Annotated in this window: 11 protein-coding genes; 6 read left to right on the top strand and 5 right to left on the bottom strand. The window is 73.6% G+C overall.

Features of this window, described 5'->3' with window-relative positions:
- The first annotated feature begins 19 nt into the window (after positions 1 to 19).
- Positions 20 to 580, top strand: a complete 561-nt coding sequence (locus KJK29_RS07035; protein WP_215117842.1) for a PDZ domain-containing protein — start codon at positions 20 to 22, stop codon at positions 578 to 580.
- Here KJK29_RS07035 and KJK29_RS07030 read toward each other — a convergent pair.
- The gene (locus KJK29_RS07030; RefSeq protein ID WP_215117841.1) at positions 573 to 1,328 is read right to left on the bottom strand and encodes a phosphodiesterase; all 756 of its coding nucleotides are present in this window, start codon (positions 1,326 to 1,328) and stop codon (positions 573 to 575) included. The genes KJK29_RS07035 and KJK29_RS07030 overlap by 8 nt on opposite strands.
- A 214-nt stretch (positions 1,329 to 1,542) precedes the next feature.
- On the opposite strand from KJK29_RS07030, the gene KJK29_RS07025 reads away from it, so the two are divergent.
- Positions 1,543 to 2,670, top strand: a complete 1,128-nt coding sequence (locus tag KJK29_RS07025; RefSeq protein WP_215117840.1) for an aminopeptidase P family protein — start codon at positions 1,543 to 1,545, stop codon at positions 2,668 to 2,670.
- Positions 2,671 to 2,716: 46 nt separating this feature from the next.
- The gene (locus KJK29_RS07020; protein ID WP_215124189.1) at positions 2,717 to 3,697 is read left to right on the top strand and encodes an aminoglycoside phosphotransferase family protein; all 981 of its coding nucleotides are present in this window, start codon (positions 2,717 to 2,719) and stop codon (positions 3,695 to 3,697) included.
- A gap of 21 nt (positions 3,698 to 3,718) precedes the next feature.
- On the opposite strand, the gene treZ is transcribed toward KJK29_RS07020, so the two are convergent.
- The gene (gene treZ, locus KJK29_RS07015; RefSeq protein WP_215117839.1) at positions 3,719 to 5,464 is read right to left on the bottom strand and encodes a malto-oligosyltrehalose trehalohydrolase; all 1,746 of its coding nucleotides are present in this window, start codon (positions 5,462 to 5,464) and stop codon (positions 3,719 to 3,721) included.
- A 173-nt stretch (positions 5,465 to 5,637) separates the two neighbouring features.
- Between treZ and KJK29_RS07010 the strand changes: the two genes are divergently transcribed.
- Complete coding sequence (locus KJK29_RS07010; RefSeq protein WP_215117838.1) at positions 5,638 to 6,204, top strand: DUF1707 and FHA domain-containing protein; 567 nt, start codon at positions 5,638 to 5,640, stop codon at positions 6,202 to 6,204.
- A 175-nt stretch (positions 6,205 to 6,379) separates the two neighbouring features.
- On the top strand, positions 6,380 to 7,738 hold the full coding sequence (locus tag KJK29_RS07005) for a M14 family zinc carboxypeptidase (RefSeq protein ID WP_215124188.1): 1,359 nt from the start codon (positions 6,380 to 6,382) through the stop codon (positions 7,736 to 7,738).
- Positions 7,739 to 7,754: 16 nt separating this feature from the next.
- Here the strand turns inward: KJK29_RS07005 and KJK29_RS07000 are convergent, their stop codons facing one another.
- The 3 genes from KJK29_RS07000 to glgX all read right to left on the bottom strand — a co-directional run bounded on the left by KJK29_RS07000 (position 7,755) and on the right by glgX (position 13,817).
- A complete protein-coding gene (locus tag KJK29_RS07000; RefSeq protein ID WP_215117837.1) occupies positions 7,755 to 9,005 on the bottom strand; it encodes a M14 family zinc carboxypeptidase in 1,251 nt (416 codons plus the stop codon).
- Between the two features lie 186 nt (positions 9,006 to 9,191).
- Positions 9,192 to 11,561: a malto-oligosyltrehalose synthase gene (gene treY, locus KJK29_RS06995; RefSeq protein WP_215117836.1), complete on the bottom strand. Its 2,370-nt coding sequence runs from the start codon at positions 11,559 to 11,561 to the stop codon at positions 9,192 to 9,194.
- Positions 11,562 to 11,687: 126 nt separating this feature from the next.
- Entirely contained in the window at positions 11,688 to 13,817 is a 2,130-nt protein-coding gene (glgX, locus tag KJK29_RS06990; protein ID WP_215117835.1) for a glycogen debranching protein GlgX, read from the bottom strand.
- A gap of 182 nt (positions 13,818 to 13,999) precedes the next feature.
- On the opposite strand from glgX, the gene KJK29_RS06985 reads away from it, so the two are divergent.
- Positions 14,000 to 14,812 carry a Tat pathway signal sequence domain protein gene (locus tag KJK29_RS06985; RefSeq protein WP_215117834.1) on the top strand — a complete coding sequence of 271 codons (813 nt, stop codon included), beginning with the start codon at positions 14,000 to 14,002 and terminating at the stop codon, positions 14,810 to 14,812.
- The last annotated feature ends 42 nt before the right edge of the window (positions 14,813 to 14,854 follow it).

Genomic DNA, 14,854 nt, shown 5'->3' with positions numbered 1-14,854 from the left:
CACCATCCGGAGGCGAGCCATGGAACAGACCGCGCTGCGACCCAAGCCGATGCCCGGTCGGGAACCCGGCGCGGCGGCGCCGGCCACCGAGGCCGGCCCGGACCGGCCGCGCCCGCGCGCCGCCCGGCGGCGCGGCCGGCGGCTCGTCAACGCCCTGTTCGCCGCCTTCCTGGGCGCGGTGCTCGTCCTCTCCGGGATCGGCCTCGCGGCGGTGGGCAGCACGGTGGCCGCCACGGGCGAGGTCCTCGGCCCGCGAGGGTGGCACAAGCCGTCGCCTTCCGGGCCCTCGCCGTCCGCCGCCGCGTCCGTGCCCGCCGCCGTGACGCTCGGCGTACAGGTCATGGACGCCCGGAAGCCGGGAGCCCTGGTCGTCGGCATCCAGGTCCCCGGCCCGGGACACGCGGCGGGCCTGGAGCGCGGCGATCTGCTCCTCGTCTTCGGGAGGACCCGCATCGACACGGCCGCCGACCTGGCCCGGGCCGTCGCCCGCGCCCGGCCCGGCTCCGAGGTCCGGCTGACGGTGCGGCACCGCGGGGGCGGCTACCAGCAGCTGACGGTCGTACCCGCCGTCGTCACATGACCACCCGGAAGTGGCTCGTGAGCCGGCCCGCGTCGTCCAGGACATGGAAGGCGAGTCCGGGCGGCGCGTCCCGGTCCGCGACCTGGTCGCCCTCCCAGGGCAGCCGCAGCGTCCATGTCACACCGGGGCCGGTGACCAGCGGCCGCCCCGCGAACGAGGTGGCGGCGGGGGTGTGGGCGTGGCCGGTGATCAGCCCGGCGATCTCGGGTCGGCGCGCCAGCAGCGAGGCCAGCCGGTCGGGTCGGCGCAGCCGGCAGGAGTCGGGCAGCGGGTGGTGCAGCGCCACCGGCGGGTGGTGGAAGGCGAGCAGCGCCGGAAGGCCGCCGTCGAGTTCGTCCAGGGTCGCCTCGATCCAGTCGTACGTCTCCTCGTCCAGCTCCCCGTCGTCGCTCCCCGGGACGCTGGAGTCGCACATCAGCACGGCGCCGTCCTCGAAGACCTGCACGCTGTTGACCGGCCCCTCGGCCCCGGGCAGGCCCAGCAGCGCCTTGCGATAGGGGGCGCGGCTGTCGTGGTTGCCCGGGCAGGTCAGCACCGGGAACGGGGCGTCGCCGTCGCGCAGCCCCAGCAGACGGGCCGCCTCCTCGTACTCGGACTCCGTGCCGTGGTCCGCGATGTCCCCGGTCACCAGCAGCGCTTCGACGCGCCCCGGCAGTTCCCGCAGACGGTCGCGGACACGCTCGGCACGCTCCGTCGCCCGCGCGCTCCCGTCGAGATGCAGATCGCTGATGTGTGCCAGTACGAGCACGGCGGCACGCCCCCTCGTTCGAACGACTGATGAATGCCACCAGCAGGTGCTGCTGCTAATGGCTATAGCGCATCTAAGCATTAGACCTAACGGTTGGGAAACCTCCTGCCGTTAGGGGGGATCCTCAAGTGGAGTCCGCAGACGGCTCGCGCCGCCCCCTTTGGCCGGGCAGGATGTCTGCCCGTAGCCCCTTCGCCCGTCCTGGGAGGCCCGGATGACCGGAAGCACGGCCGCGTCCTTCACCGCCGACGACTACCGGGCCCGCATGGAGCGCGCCGCCCTTACGGCAGCAGAGGCCGGTCTCGCGGGCCTGCTGGTGGCCCCGGGCCCGGACCTGGTCTGGCTCACCGGCTACACGCCCCCAGCGGTCACCGAGCGGCTCACCCTGCTGGTCCTCGCCGCCGGACAGGACCCCGTCCTCGTCGTCCCCGCCCTGGAGGCCCCGGACGCGCACAAGGCGGCCGGCGCGCCCGCCCTGACCCTGCGTGACTGGACCGACGGCAAGGACCCCTACGCCGCCACCGCCGCCCTGCTCGACGCCTCGGGCCGGTTCGGCATCAGCGACAACGCCTGGGCGCTGCACCTGCTGGCCTTGCGGCAGGCCCTGCCCGGCAGTTCCTACGCCTCGCTCACCGAGGCCCTGCCCATGCTGCGCGCCGTCAAGGACGCGGCCGAGCTGGAGCTCATGGCGGCCGCGGGAGCCGCCGCCGACGCCACGTTCGACGAGATCCGGAACGTCCCGTTCGCCGGGCGCCGGGAATCCGAGGTCGCCGCGGACCTCGACCGGCGTCTGCGCCGGCACGGACACGAACAGGTCGACTTCACCATCGTCGCCTCCGGCCCCAACGGCGCCAACCCGCACCACGAGGCCGGCGACCGCGTCATCGAACGCGGCGACATGGTCGTCCTCGACTTCGGCGGCCTGAAGGACGGCTACGGCTCCGACACCTCCCGCACCGTCCATGTCGGCGAACCCACCGACGAGGAACGCTCCGTGCACGACCTCGTGCGCGCGGCCCAGGAGGCCGGCTTCCGCGCCGTACGGCCCGGGGCCACCTGCCAGGATGTCGACCGGGCCGCCCGCGCGGTCATCGCCGACGCCGGCTACGGCGAGTACTTCATCCACCGCACCGGACACGGCATCGGCGTCACCACCCACGAACCGCCCTACATGATCGAGGGCGAGTTGCAGCCCCTCGTGCCCGGCATGTGCTTCTCCGTGGAACCCGGCGTCTATCTGCCGGGCCGGTTCGGCGTGCGCATCGAGGACATCGTGACCGTCACCGAGGACGGCGGGCGGCGCCTGAACACCACCTCCCGCGAGCTGGTCACAGTGGAGTGACGCCACCATGCCCCCACCACGCCTCCCGAACGGCAACGGCGCGACCATGACCCAGGCACCGACACCCACCGCGGACACCGTCCGCAGGCTGGTCCAGTCCCTCCTCAAGGACAAGAAGGACAAGAAGGACAGGGATGGCAAGGAGACGAAGCGGGGCAGGGAAGGCACCGGCCCCGACGTCCGGCCCGCCGCCCCGGGCGCCGAACCCGCCACCTGGTGGGTCGGCAGCCGCCATGTGCTGCGCCTGGCCCCCGACCGCGAGGCCACCGTGCGCCAGCGCCGCGAACTGCGCCTGCGCGACCTCGTCCGCCCGCACCTCCCGATGGCGGTGCCGGCCAGCGTGGCGCACGGCGAGTGGGCGGCCGGGCTGACCTACACGCTGGACACCAAGGTGCCGGGCGGCTCGGGGCAGGAGCACGACGTGTCCGCCGTCGGCGAGGCCGACCTCGCGGCACTGCTCACCGGGCTGCGCGAGGTGCCGGTCCGGCAGGCCGAGACCCTCGGTGTGCCGCGCGCCGCGCCGCGCTCCCTGGAGGCACTGCGCCGGGCCGCCGTACGCGCCGCCGAACTGTGCGCCGACGCCGACGAGTTCGACGCCGCGCGCCTGCACCAGCTCACCCAGGCCGCCGCGGCCCAGCTCGCCGCCCAGTCCGGCTCGGCCGTCCTCACCCACCACGCCCTCACCGGCGGCCATCTCGTGGTCAGCGCCGACGGCCGGGTGCGCGGCGTCCTCGGCTGGGGCGGCGCGGTCGTCGGCGACCCGGCCGAGGACATCGCGGGCCTCTCACTCGCCGTCGGCTCACCCGCCGCCGTACGCGCCGCCACCCTCGCCGGCTACGGCGCCCGGCCCTGTCTGCGCGGACTGTGGCTCGCCCGCTGCGACAGCGTCGTCCACCTCGCCGAGGCCCTCACGGGCGGCGACGCGCGCCGGCTCGGCGCGTCGCGGACACGGCTGCGCCACGCCTGGGAGCCGATCCTGCTGGAACGCGTGACGGACCTGCGCGAGACGGACGACGACGCCCTGTAGCCGGGCGCCGCCGCCGGTGCCTCACCCCTGCGACAGCACCACGCCCGACTCCCCGGGCAGCCGCAGCACCCCGTCGGCGCCGGGCGTCTCGACCGGCTCCCACGCGGCCAGCAACCGCGCGCGCGGCACACCGAGCGACAGCTCCGCCGGTTCCGGCGCCAGGTTCACCGCCACGAGGACGTCCCCGCGCCGGAAGGCGATCCAGCGGCGCTGCTCGTCATAGGCCACCTTGGTGTCGGCGAGGTCGGGGTCGGTCAGGTCGGGCTGTTCGCGGCGCAGGGCGATCAGGCTCCGGTACCAGGCCAGCACGCGCGCGTGCGGCTCGCGTTCCGGCTCGGACCAGTCGAGGCAGGAGCGGTCCCGGGTCGCCGGATCCTGCGGGTCGGGCACGTCCTCCTCCTTCCAGCCGTGCGCCGCGAACTCCCGCCGCCTGCCCCGCCGTACGGCGTCGGCCAGCTCCGGGTCGGTGTGGTCGGTGAAGAACTGCCAGGGCGTGCCTGCCGCCCACTCCTCGCCCATGAAGAGCATCGGCGTGAACGGCGCCGTCAGCGTCAGCGTCGCCGCACAGGCCAGCAGCCCGGGGGAGAGCTGGGCCGAAAGCCGGTCCCCCTGGGCGCGGTTGCCGATCTGGTCGTGGGTCTGGCTGTAGCCGAGGAGCCGGTGCGCGGCCACGCGGTTGCGGTCCAGGGGCCGTCCGTGGTGGCGCTCGCGGAAGCTCGAGTACGTCCCGTCGTGGAACCAGCCGCCGCCGAGGGTCTTGGCGAGCCCGCCGAGCCCGGCGCGCGCGAAGTCGGCGTAGTAGCCCTGCGACTCGCCGGTCAGCGTGGTGTGCAGGGCGTGGTGGAAGTCGTCGTTCCACTGCGCGTGCAGCCCGAGGCCGCCCCCGGCGCGGGAGGTGATGAGCCGCGGGTCGTTCAGATCCGACTCGGCGACCAGGAACAGCGGCCGGTCCACCTCGGCGGCCAACGCGTCCACGGCCGCCGACAGTTCCTCCAGGAAGTGCCGCGCGCGCGTGTCCACCAGCGCGTGCACCGCGTCCAGGCGCAGCCCGTCGATCCGGTAGTCGCGCAGCCAGGCCAGCGCGCTGCCGACGAGGAACGCGCGCACCTCGTCCGACCCGGGCGCGTCCAGGTTCACCGCGGCGCCCCAGGGCGTGTGATGCGTGTCCGTGAGATACGGCCCGAAGACGGGCAGGTAGTTGCCGGACGGGCCGAAGTGGTTGTGCACCACGTCGAGGACCACGCCCAGGCCGAGTTCATGGGCCCGGTCGACGAAGCGTTTCAGCGCCTCGGGTCCGCCGTACGGCTCGTGCACCGCCCACAGCGACACACCCTCGTACCCCCAGCCGTGCGTGCCCGGGAAGGGGCACAGCGGCATCAGCTGCACATGCGTGACGCCCAGTTCGGCGAGATGACCGAGCCGCTCGGCGGCGGCGTCCAGGGTGCCCTCGCGCGTGTACGTCCCCACATGCAGCTCGTACAGCACCGCGCCGGGCAGCGGCCGCCCCGCCCACCGCGCGCGCCACGCGTACCGGTCGTGGTCGACGACCGCGCTCAGTCCGTCCGGGCCGTCCGGCTGCCGCCGCGAGCGCGGATCGGGCAGCACGGGCCCGTCGTCGAGTGCGAAGCCGTACCGGGACCCCTCGCGCGCCTCGGCCTCGCCCCGCCACCACCCCGGCCGCTCCGGGTCGCGCTCCAACGCGCGTGTGACGTCGTCGCACCGGAGCGTCACACGGCCGGCCTGTGGTGCCCACACCTCGAACTGCACGGACGGTTCCCCTTCGTCTGCTCACCGTGATGTAGCCCGTCCATGGTGCGTCAAACGAGATCAATCCGCTGGCGCATCCTCCCTTTTGCGGCAGGTGTCGCCGGGTACGCGCGCGTGGCGGGCGTTTTCCCGTTTTCTGGACAGCCCGGCCGCGCTGCCCGACAATCACCTGCGTGACGTCGTCCTTCGAGTTCAACACGTACCCCGCGCGACTCTCCGACGTGGAGCGCGAAAGGGCGCTGAAGGTGCTCCGCGACGGCGCCGCCATGGGCCGCCTGTCCCACGACACGTTCGTCCGCCGTATGGAACTGGCGCTGACCGCCCGCCGCCCGGACGAGCTCGCCGTGCTCACCGCCGACCTGCCCTCGGAGAGCCGGTTCTCCCGGATGGTTTTCGGCACCGTCGAGTCGGTCTCCGGATTCACCGTGCGGCTGCGCCGCGCCTGGCAGGCCGAGCGGCTGCCCAAGCTGCTGCTGCCCCACCCGGAGCACGGCCATCCGCTGAGCATAGGCCGCGACCCCGCCAGCGGGCTGCGCCTCACCCACGAGACCGTCTCCCGCGTGCACGCCGAACTCCGCCACCAGGGCGGCATGTGGGTGCTGCGCGACCTCGGCTCCACCAACGGCACGACCGTGAACGGCCGACGGGTCGTCGGCGCGGCCCTCGTCCGCGAGGGCGACCAGGTCGGATTCGGGCAGATGGCGTTCCGGCTGACCGGGGTCCGGCCGGCGGCCGACTGACCTGAAACCGAGGCACTCCCGGGCTCCGGCCTGGGAGTTGTCGGCGGCCCTTCCATCAGGGTGGCTCAAATCCCGTTGTCGTCCGTGGTGTTGACGTACCCCTGAAGTCGTGACTCACTGTGCGTACGCCATCTACATCTGGTGAACCGACGGCACCGCATGGGGGAGGTGTGCCCTGCCGCCCTTTCCGCGCTACCCGACCGTCGACGAACTGGGCGCCCGGGCCGCCGCCCTCGTCGCCCGCCACCCCCGTGACGCCCGGCTGCGCCGGATCGGCACCTCCCGCGCGGGCACCCCCCTGTGGCTGCTCTCCGTCGGCCACGGAAGCCGCCAGGCCCTCGTCGTCGCCGGCCCGCACGCCAACGAACCCGTGGGCGGCGCCACCGTCCTGCGGCTGGCCGAACGGGCCCTGGCCGACGTACGGCTCACCGAGGGCGCCGACGCCACCTGGAATCTGCTGCTGTGCCTCGACCCGGACGGACTGCGCCGCAACGAGGGCTGGCTCACCGGCCCCTACACCCTCGGCCGGTACTTCCGTAACTTCTTCCGGCCCGGCTTCCTGGAACAGCCCGAATGGCTGCCCGACGGCGCGGCCGACGCCGCCCTGCCCGAGACCCGGGCGCTGCTCGACGTCCAGGACGAGCTGCGCCCCTTCCTCCAGTGCTCCCTGCACGGCGTGGACATCGGCGGCGGCTTCGTCGAGCTCACCCGCGACCTGCCCGGTCTCGCCCCGCGCCTCGCCCACATCGCCGCCCGGCTCGGCATCCCCCGCGAACTCGGCGCGTACGACGCCCTGTACTGGCCCGGCCTCGGTCCCGCTGTCTACCGGATACCGCCGCCGCGCCGGGCCGGTCTCGCCGCGGCCATCACGGAGGCGGCCGTGGAGTCGACGTGGTTCCACCCGCAGCGGCACGGCACCGTCACCGCGGTCGTCGAGGCGCCCATGTGGGGCGTGACGGCCGTGTCGGACGGCTCCCCGCCCGCCGACGGGGACGTGGTGCTCCGGTCCGTCAGCCGCGCCCTGCGCCACGACACGGCGCTCCTGCGGCACCTGCTGGCCCGGATCCGCCCGCACCTGTCCGCCGTGCCCGACGCGGAGCGGCTGCTCGCCCCGGTCGACGACTATCTCCTGGTCTGCCCCGGCCTCGCCGACGCCTGGGACCCCGAGACCGGCGACGGCGCGCCCCACCCCCTCCCGCCCCTGACCACCGCCCACCTGGCCGCCCTGCGCATCTCCGGGCGACGGCTGGTGCTGCGCACCGCCGGGCTGCTGCACCAGCTCGTGCGGGCGTCGGGCCGCGACCCGGCCGGGGCCCTGCCGGAGCTGGATCGGCTGATCGACGAGTGGTGCGCCGACTACCGCGACGGCTGCGGGGCGCGCTGGATCCCGGTGGCACGCCAGGCGGAGTACCAGGCGCGGGTGGTGCACTCGGTCTTCGAACTGGCCGGGCGGCACACACGCGCGGGCTCGGGCTCGGGCTCGGGGCAGCCGGAGTGGGAGGCCGGTGCGGTGGTGCCGGTGCAGCGCGACTGAACGCCGCGGGGGCCGCCTACAACGCCCTCTCGCGCGCGTGCAGCGCCGCCGCGACCACCGTGCGGGACTGATGCTCCACCTGGTTCTCCAACGGCACCCAGCGGGCACGGAAGCGCTCCGCGAAGGCGTCGCTCCAGGTCCCGACGAGCTCCTCCAACTGCTTCGCCGCCCGGTCGTCCGTCCCGCGCAGCACCCGCAGCAGCATGGCCGCCGCCCGCAGCGGCACCCGCCGTACGAACGCGTCCACGCTGCCGACGTAGGCCATGGTGCGGTCGGCGGGCGGGGTGTGGACCAGGTCGGAGGCCAGCCCCGGCACCAGCTCCAGACCCCACTTGGCGGCCCGCAGCAACGGCCCGTCCAGACCCGCCAGCCGCGGCAGCGCGCCGTCGAGCACGCGCGTCACCTCCAGCGCGTCGCGCTGCAGCCGGCGCGCGAGCCGGCCGATCGCCGCCGCCGGAGCCGGATGCGGAGCCGGGTCGTCCACCAGGTCGCTCGCCCACATCGGCACCTCGACCACCGCGGTCATACCGCCGTACCGATGGGCGTGGAACCAGGTGCTGTGCCGCGCGTCGTCCGGCAGGCTCGGATACGCCGGACCGATCCCCGGCGCCGGCATCACATGCACCCCCGGCCCCGAGGCCGGCCACCCAGCGGCGTCCGAGGCGCCGGTCTCCACCGGGATGTGCAGCTCCGCCGCGGACTTGGCGAACGGCTCGGCCAGCCCGGGCACGTCCTTCGTCAGCTGCACCCAGCTCCCGCCCAGGTCCGTGCCGTGCAGGGTCACCTGGAGGTAGGGCCGCAGCTCGTCGATGACGCCGGTCAGGGCCAGGGTCTCGGGAGGCAGCCGGTCGGGCGGCAGCACGGACGGCGCCCACTCCGGCTGCTCCGGGCCCGCGGGACGGAAGAAGCCGAGGTGGTAGTCGAACAGGCTGCGCGGCGCCGGCGTCACATGCAGGCTCGCCCCGTCGGGGTCCGCGCACAGCAGGAAGTGCCAGGACATGCCGTCCCGCAACTCCCGCTCGGCCAGCACCCGCCGGGCGAGCGCGAGCAGCGTGCAGGAGCCGGTCGGCTCGTTGGCGTGGGCGCCGGCGACCACCAGTACGGCTCGGCGGGCGCGGCCCACGGACAGTAGGTGCAGCGGTCGGCCGGCCCGCGAGACACCCACCTGCCGCAGGGTGCACACACCGGGGCGGTGAGCGGCCAACGCCCGGGCAGCCGAGACCAGTTCGGTAACCGTCGGGTAGCGCAGCTCCGGCAGGACACTCACCCCCGTCACATCCGCCCGAGTTCGCCATCGCAGTACCCCACGGCCATGGTGCGGTGTCAAGAGCACGGCCGGGGAGCCTCCAGGGGGCGCCCGGAAGCACGGACGGCGGGTGTGCGGCGGGTGCCGTGAACGTGTGGTCCCCGAGGGCCCGCCAGGGTCGCCTGAGCGAGGTGATTCAGCCCCGCCTCACTCGCCCACCCGCTCCAGCAGCGCGACCGGCAGCCCCGCGAAAAGCTCCTCCACGCGTGCGTGCCCCGTGAACTCGCGCCCGGGCTCCAGCACATCCGCCCAGCGCCCCGGCGGCAGCGGCAGCCGGGTGTCACGCCAGCCGCCCGCCTCGGCCAGCCGCAGGGACAGCCGCGTCACGGCCGTGAGCACCTCGCCGGAGCGGACGAACGCCGCGCAGTACGCCGCCGCGGGGCCCTCGGCGGTCAGCGGGGCGTACGTCGCCGTGTCGCCGAAGGCGTCGGGGCGCCGCTTCCGCAGCCCCAGTGCCGCCCGGGTCACCGCGGCCTTCTCCCCGGAGGTCCGGCCCGGCTCCTCGGGCGGGAAGCCCACCGCCCGCCGGTTGTCGGGGTCGACCAGCGCCCGGTACTCGGCCTCCGTGCCCTGGTAGACGTCCGGAACGCCCGGCATCGTCAGCTGCACCAGGGCCATGCCCAGCACGTTCGCCCGGATGTGCGGCTCCAGGGCCTCCCGGAAGGCCGCCACCCGCTCGGCCGGCGCCCCGCACGGCCCGGCCGCCACGAACCCCGCCACCGCCTCCTCGTACGGCGGCTCCTGCTCGGTCCAGCTCGTGTACAGGCCCGCCTCGCGCACATGCTTCAGCAAGGCACCCTGCACCCGCTCGGGCGACCCCGGCTCCGGACCCAGCCCGAACACCGTCTGCCAGGCCGCCCAGGCCAGTTGCGCGTCCGGCACGCCCTCCCCGGTGCGGGTCACCTCGGCGAGGACGTCCGCCCAGCGGTCCGGGCACTCGGTGAGCACGTTCAGCGCCGCCCGGACATCGCCGCTGCGCTTGGTGTCGTGCGTCGAGGCGACCGTTCCGCTCACCGGCCAGTCGCGCTGCACGCGCGCGCAGTAGGCGTGGAACTCCTCCGGCGCCAGCGCGGGAGCGCCCGGATTCCCGCCGACCTCGGTCGCCGACAGCAGCGGCACGTACCGGTAGAACGCCGTGTCCTCCACCGACTTCGCCCGCAGCGCCGACGCGGTCTGCGCGAACCGGGTGCGGAACTCCACCTGCGCGGGCCCGTCGCCGTACCGCCCCAGCACCAGGTCCCGTACGACGTCCACCGCGCCGGCCTCCTCGGGCACGGCGAAGGCCTGCCGGGCCTCGGCCGCGGCCTCCTCGGTGACCACGGACGCGGCGTCGGCCGACTCGTAGGGCCGGTAGACCTCCATGCGCACCAGCAGCTCCTGGAGCGCGGTGCGCAGCGCCCAGGGCGCGCGGTCGCGCAGGGCGGGCTCGGGCGAGGTCGCGCACAGCCGGGCCGCCACCCGGGTCAGCCGGTCCATCTCCGTGGCCAGCTCGTGCGTGAGGACCTTGTACGCCGCCCTGCGCACCGTCGCCTCCCACCGCCCGCCCCGGTCCGTCTGCGGGGCCGCGAACCGCCGGTACTGCCCCAGCAGGTCCCCGAACCCGGCCGGGTCCGTGAAGAGCCCGTCCACATGCCGCAGGGCGTCGTAGCCGGTGGTCCCGGCGACGGGCCAGGACGCCGGGAGATGCTCACCGTCGGCCAGGATCTTCTCCACGACCGTCCAGCGGCCGCCCGTCGCCTCGTGCAGCCGCCTGAGGTAGCCGTCGGGGTCGGCGAGCCCGTCGGGGTGGTCGATCCGCAGCCCGTCGATCACGCCCTCGTGCAGCAGCTCCAGGATCTTGCCGTGGGTCGCCTCGAACACCTCGGGGTCCTCCACCCGCACCCCGATCAGCTCCGAGATGCTGAAGAACCGCCGGTAGTTGAGCTCGGTCCGGGCCAGCCGCCACCACACGGGCCGGTACCACTGCGCGTCCAGCAGATGCGGCAGCGGCAGGTCCTCGGTGCCCTCGCGCAGCGGGAACACATGGTCGTAGTAGCGCAGGACGTCACCGTCGACACGCAGCTCCTCGAGCACCTCGCCCAGCGGCCCGCCGAGCACCGGCAGCAGCACCTGGCCGTCCTGCGCCTCCCAGTCGATGTCGAACCAGCGCGCGTACGGCGACTTGGGGCCCTCGCGCAGCACCTCCCACAGGGCGCGGTTGTGGCGCGGGGCCATGGCCATGTGGTTCGGGACGATGTCCGCCACCAGGCCGAGCCCGTGCTCACGCGCCGTGCGGGCCAGCGCCCGCAGCCCCTCCTCGCCGCCCAGCTCAGCGCGCACGCGCGCGTGGTCGACGACGTCATAGCCGTGCGTCGAACCCGGCACGGCCTCCAGGACGGGGGACAGATGCAGATGCGAGACGCCGAGCGAGGCCAGGTACGGCACCACGGCCGCCGCGGCCCCGAAGGGGAAATCGGGCTGCAGCTGCAGCCGGTACGTGGCCGTGGGCACCACCGGGTCAGGACGCTCAGGTGTCATGGACCGTACGTACCCGCCCCGCCGCCGTATCTGTCATCGCCCGCGCCGGGTGCGCCGCGCGTCGCCCGGACGAGTGGCTCTTTCCGGACGACGCGCCGCCATCGCGAGGCGAGGCCGCGGGGGCGGCTACACGGGCCTCTGGAGCACCGTGAGGCTCCGGTCGGTCAGGGTCAGCCGGTCCCCGGCCTGCACCTTCTCGCCGGTGTCCGCCGGCACCCCGTCGGCGCGGGCCGTGTCGACCACGACCTGCCACTGCCGCCCGTGGTCGACCGGCACCACGAATTCCAGCGTCTTCGGCGAGGCGTTGAACATCAGCAGGAACGAGTCGTCGGAGATGCGCTCCCCGCGCGCGCCCGGCTCCGAGATCGCGTTGCCGTTGAGGAACACGGTCAGCGCCGACGCCTGCGCCGAGTCCCAGTCCCGCTGGGTCATCTCCCGGCCCTCCGGAGTGAACCAGGCGATGTCGGAGAGATCGTCGTGCGTGCCCTCCACCGGCCGGCCGTGGAAGAAGCGGCGTCTGCGGAAGACCGGGTGGTCGCGGCGCAGCCACACCATCGCGCGCGTGAAGGCCAGCAGCTCCCGCTTGAGTCCGCCCTCCTCCTCGTCGCCCTCCGGCCACTCGACCCAGGCCAGCTCGTTGTCCTGGCAGTACGCGTTGTTGTTGCCGCGCTGGGTGCGGGCGAACTCGTCGCCGTGGCTGATCATGGGCACGCCCTGGGACAGCATCAGCGTCGCGATGAAGTTGCGCATCTGCCGGGCCCGCAGCCGCCGCACGTCCGGATCGTCCGTCTCGCCCTCGGCCCCGCAGTTCCAGGACCGGTTGTGGCTCTCGCCGTCCCGGTTGTCCTCGCCGTTGGCGTGGTTGTGCTTGTCGTTGTAGGCCACCAGGTCGTGCATCGTGAAGCCGTCGTGGCAGGTCACGAAGTTGATGGAGGCCAGCGGGCGGCGTCCGTCGTCCTGGTAGAGATCGGACGAGCCGGTCAGCCGTGAGGCGAACTCCGCGAGGGTGCGCTGCTCGCCCCGCCACAGGTCGCGCACGGTGTCCCGGTACTTGCCGTTCCACTCGGTCCACAGCGGCGGGAAATTGCCCACCTGGTAGCCGCCCTCGCCCACGTCCCACGGCTCGGCGATCAGCTTCACCTGCGAGACCACCGGGTCCTGCTGCACCAGGTCGAAGAACGACGACAGCCGGTCCACCTCGTGGAACTGCCGGGCCAGCGTCGCGGCGAGGTCGAAGCGGAACCCGTCGACATGCATCTCCGTGACCCAGTACCGCAGCGAGTCCATGATCAGCTGGAGCACGTGCGGGGACCTCATGAGCAGGGAGTTCCCTGTCCCTGTCGTGTCCATGTAGTAGCGGGGGTCGTCGGTGAGCCGGTAGTAGCGCGCGTTGTCCAGGCCCTTGAAGGACAGCGTCGGGCCCATGTGGTTGCCCTCGGCGGTGTGGTTGTAGACCACGTCGAGGATCACCTCGATCCCGGCCTCGTGCAGCGCCTTCACCGCCGACTTGAACTCCAGCACCTGCTGGCCCCGGTCGCCCCAGGACGCGTAGGCGTTGTGCGGGGCGAAGAAACCGATCGTGTTGTAGCCCCAGTAGTTGTTCAGGCCCATGTCGACCAGGCGGTGATCGTTCACGAACTGGTGTACGGGCATCATCTCCAGGGCCGTGACCCCGAGCTCGGTGAGGTGCTCGATGACCGCCGGGTGGGCGAGGGCCGCGTAGGTGCCGCGCAGCTCCTCCGGCAGCCCCGGGTGGCGCATGGTGAGGCCCTTGACATGGGCCTCGTAGATCACCGTGTGGTGGTACTCGGTGCGCGGGAGCCGGTCGTCGCCCCAGTCGAAGTACGGGTTGACCACGACCGACGTCATCGTGTGCGGCGCCGAGTCCAGGTCGTTGCGCCGGTCGGGCTCGTCGAAGTGGTAGCCGTAGACCTCCTCGCCCCAGCCGATCGAGCCGCTGATCGCACGCGCGTACGGGTCGAGCAGCAGCTTCGCGGAGTTGCAGCGCAGCCCGTGCTCCGGGGCGTACGGTCCGTGCACCCGGAAGCCGTACCGCTGCCCCGGCATGATGCCCGGCACGTACGCGTGCCGCACGAAGGCGTCGCTCTCCCGGAGCTCGATCGCCGTCTCCGAGCCGTCGTCGTGCAGCAGACACAGCTCTACTCGGTCCGCGGCCTCCGTGAAGACCGCGAAGTTGGTACCGGCGCCGTCGTACGTGGCACCGAGTGGATACGCCTCTCCAGGCCAGACCTGCATGGATTCGACTCTTTCAGGTGTGCGGCGCCGGTGGGGACGCCTTGGCCCCGAGTCTCCCCGAAAGTGAGGGAACCTCCTATGACTTATGTCCCTCTTACCGGGTGACCAGTGCATACGCGGTATGCCAAATAAATGGGGCAAGGATGTACTCCCGGGGCTGATGGGGGGAGTAAGGGGATGATGTGCGCAAGATAGTGCACCGTCACTTAGGCAAGGTGGTGGCCGGTACGGCCATCGCCGTGGCCGGGACCGCGGTGATGGTGGGGATCACCCTGCCGGGCACGGCGGGGGCCGACGACACGGCGACCAGGGCGGGGCAGGCGGGGCAGACCCTGCGGCAGGAGGCCGACGCCGGCCGGGCCGTGCCGCCGGGCGTGGTGGAGGAGGCGCCCGCCGAAGGGGAGAAGGGCGCGGGCCGCGACCCGCTGACCGACGACGAGACGGAGCGGGTCGCGAAGATCGCGCTGAACCGGCAGCTGCTCCAGAGCAGCGAGGGCGTCGACGGGGAGCGCGGCCCGCAGCGGCTCGGCGTCGACCTCGCCGAACCGGAGGCCGACGAGGTCGGCGACCCGAACGCGCCGCGGCGCGCCGACGTGACGTTCTACGACTACCGGGACGACACCCTCGTCACCAGGACCGTCGACCTCTCCACCGGCAAGGTGGTGCAGACCGGCACCCAGCGCGGCGTCCAGCCGCCCCTGAGTCGCGACGAGAAGGCCGAGGCGGCGAAGCTGCTGATCGCCGACCCGCTGGGCGCGGGCCTGAAGGCCGACTACCGGGACGCCACCGGCAAGGAGCTCACCTCCGCGGACCAGCTCCAGCTCAGCGGCGCCGTCTACCGGGCCGCGCCGGGAGCCCAGCCCGCCGTGCTCGACCGCTGCGGCGAGCACCGCTGCGTCCGGCTGTTCCCGAAGATCAAGAACGGCCCGTGGGTCGACGCGAGGTCGATCGTGATCGACCTGAGCGCCCGCAAGGCCGCCCGGCTCGACCACTGACCCGCTCGCCTCGCTCTCACTCTCCACTTCAGGGAGTCATCT

The organism is Streptomyces koelreuteriae, from assembly GCF_018604545.1.
GTDB classification, from domain to species: Bacteria; Actinomycetota; Actinomycetes; order Streptomycetales; family Streptomycetaceae; genus Streptomyces; species Streptomyces koelreuteriae.
Note: the sequence above shows the minus strand (reverse complement) of the source record. Positions and strands in the feature narration are given on the sequence as shown.

What these genes read in the sequence shown, in the direction of transcription:
- glgX (WP_215117835.1), bottom strand. Translation starts at nt 13,817, where the DNA reads ATGCAGGTCTGGCCTGGAGAGGCGTATCCACTCGGTGCCACGTACGAC.
- KJK29_RS07020 (WP_215124189.1), top strand. Translation starts at nt 2,717, where the DNA reads ATGACCCAGGCACCGACACCCACCGCGGACACCGTCCGCAGGCTGGTC.
- treY (WP_215117836.1), bottom strand. Translation starts at nt 11,561, where the DNA reads ATGACACCTGAGCGTCCTGACCCGGTGGTGCCCACGGCCACGTACCGG.
- KJK29_RS07025 (WP_215117840.1), top strand. Translation starts at nt 1,543, where the DNA reads ATGACCGGAAGCACGGCCGCGTCCTTCACCGCCGACGACTACCGGGCC.
- KJK29_RS07035 (WP_215117842.1), top strand. Translation starts at nt 20, where the DNA reads ATGGAACAGACCGCGCTGCGACCCAAGCCGATGCCCGGTCGGGAACCC.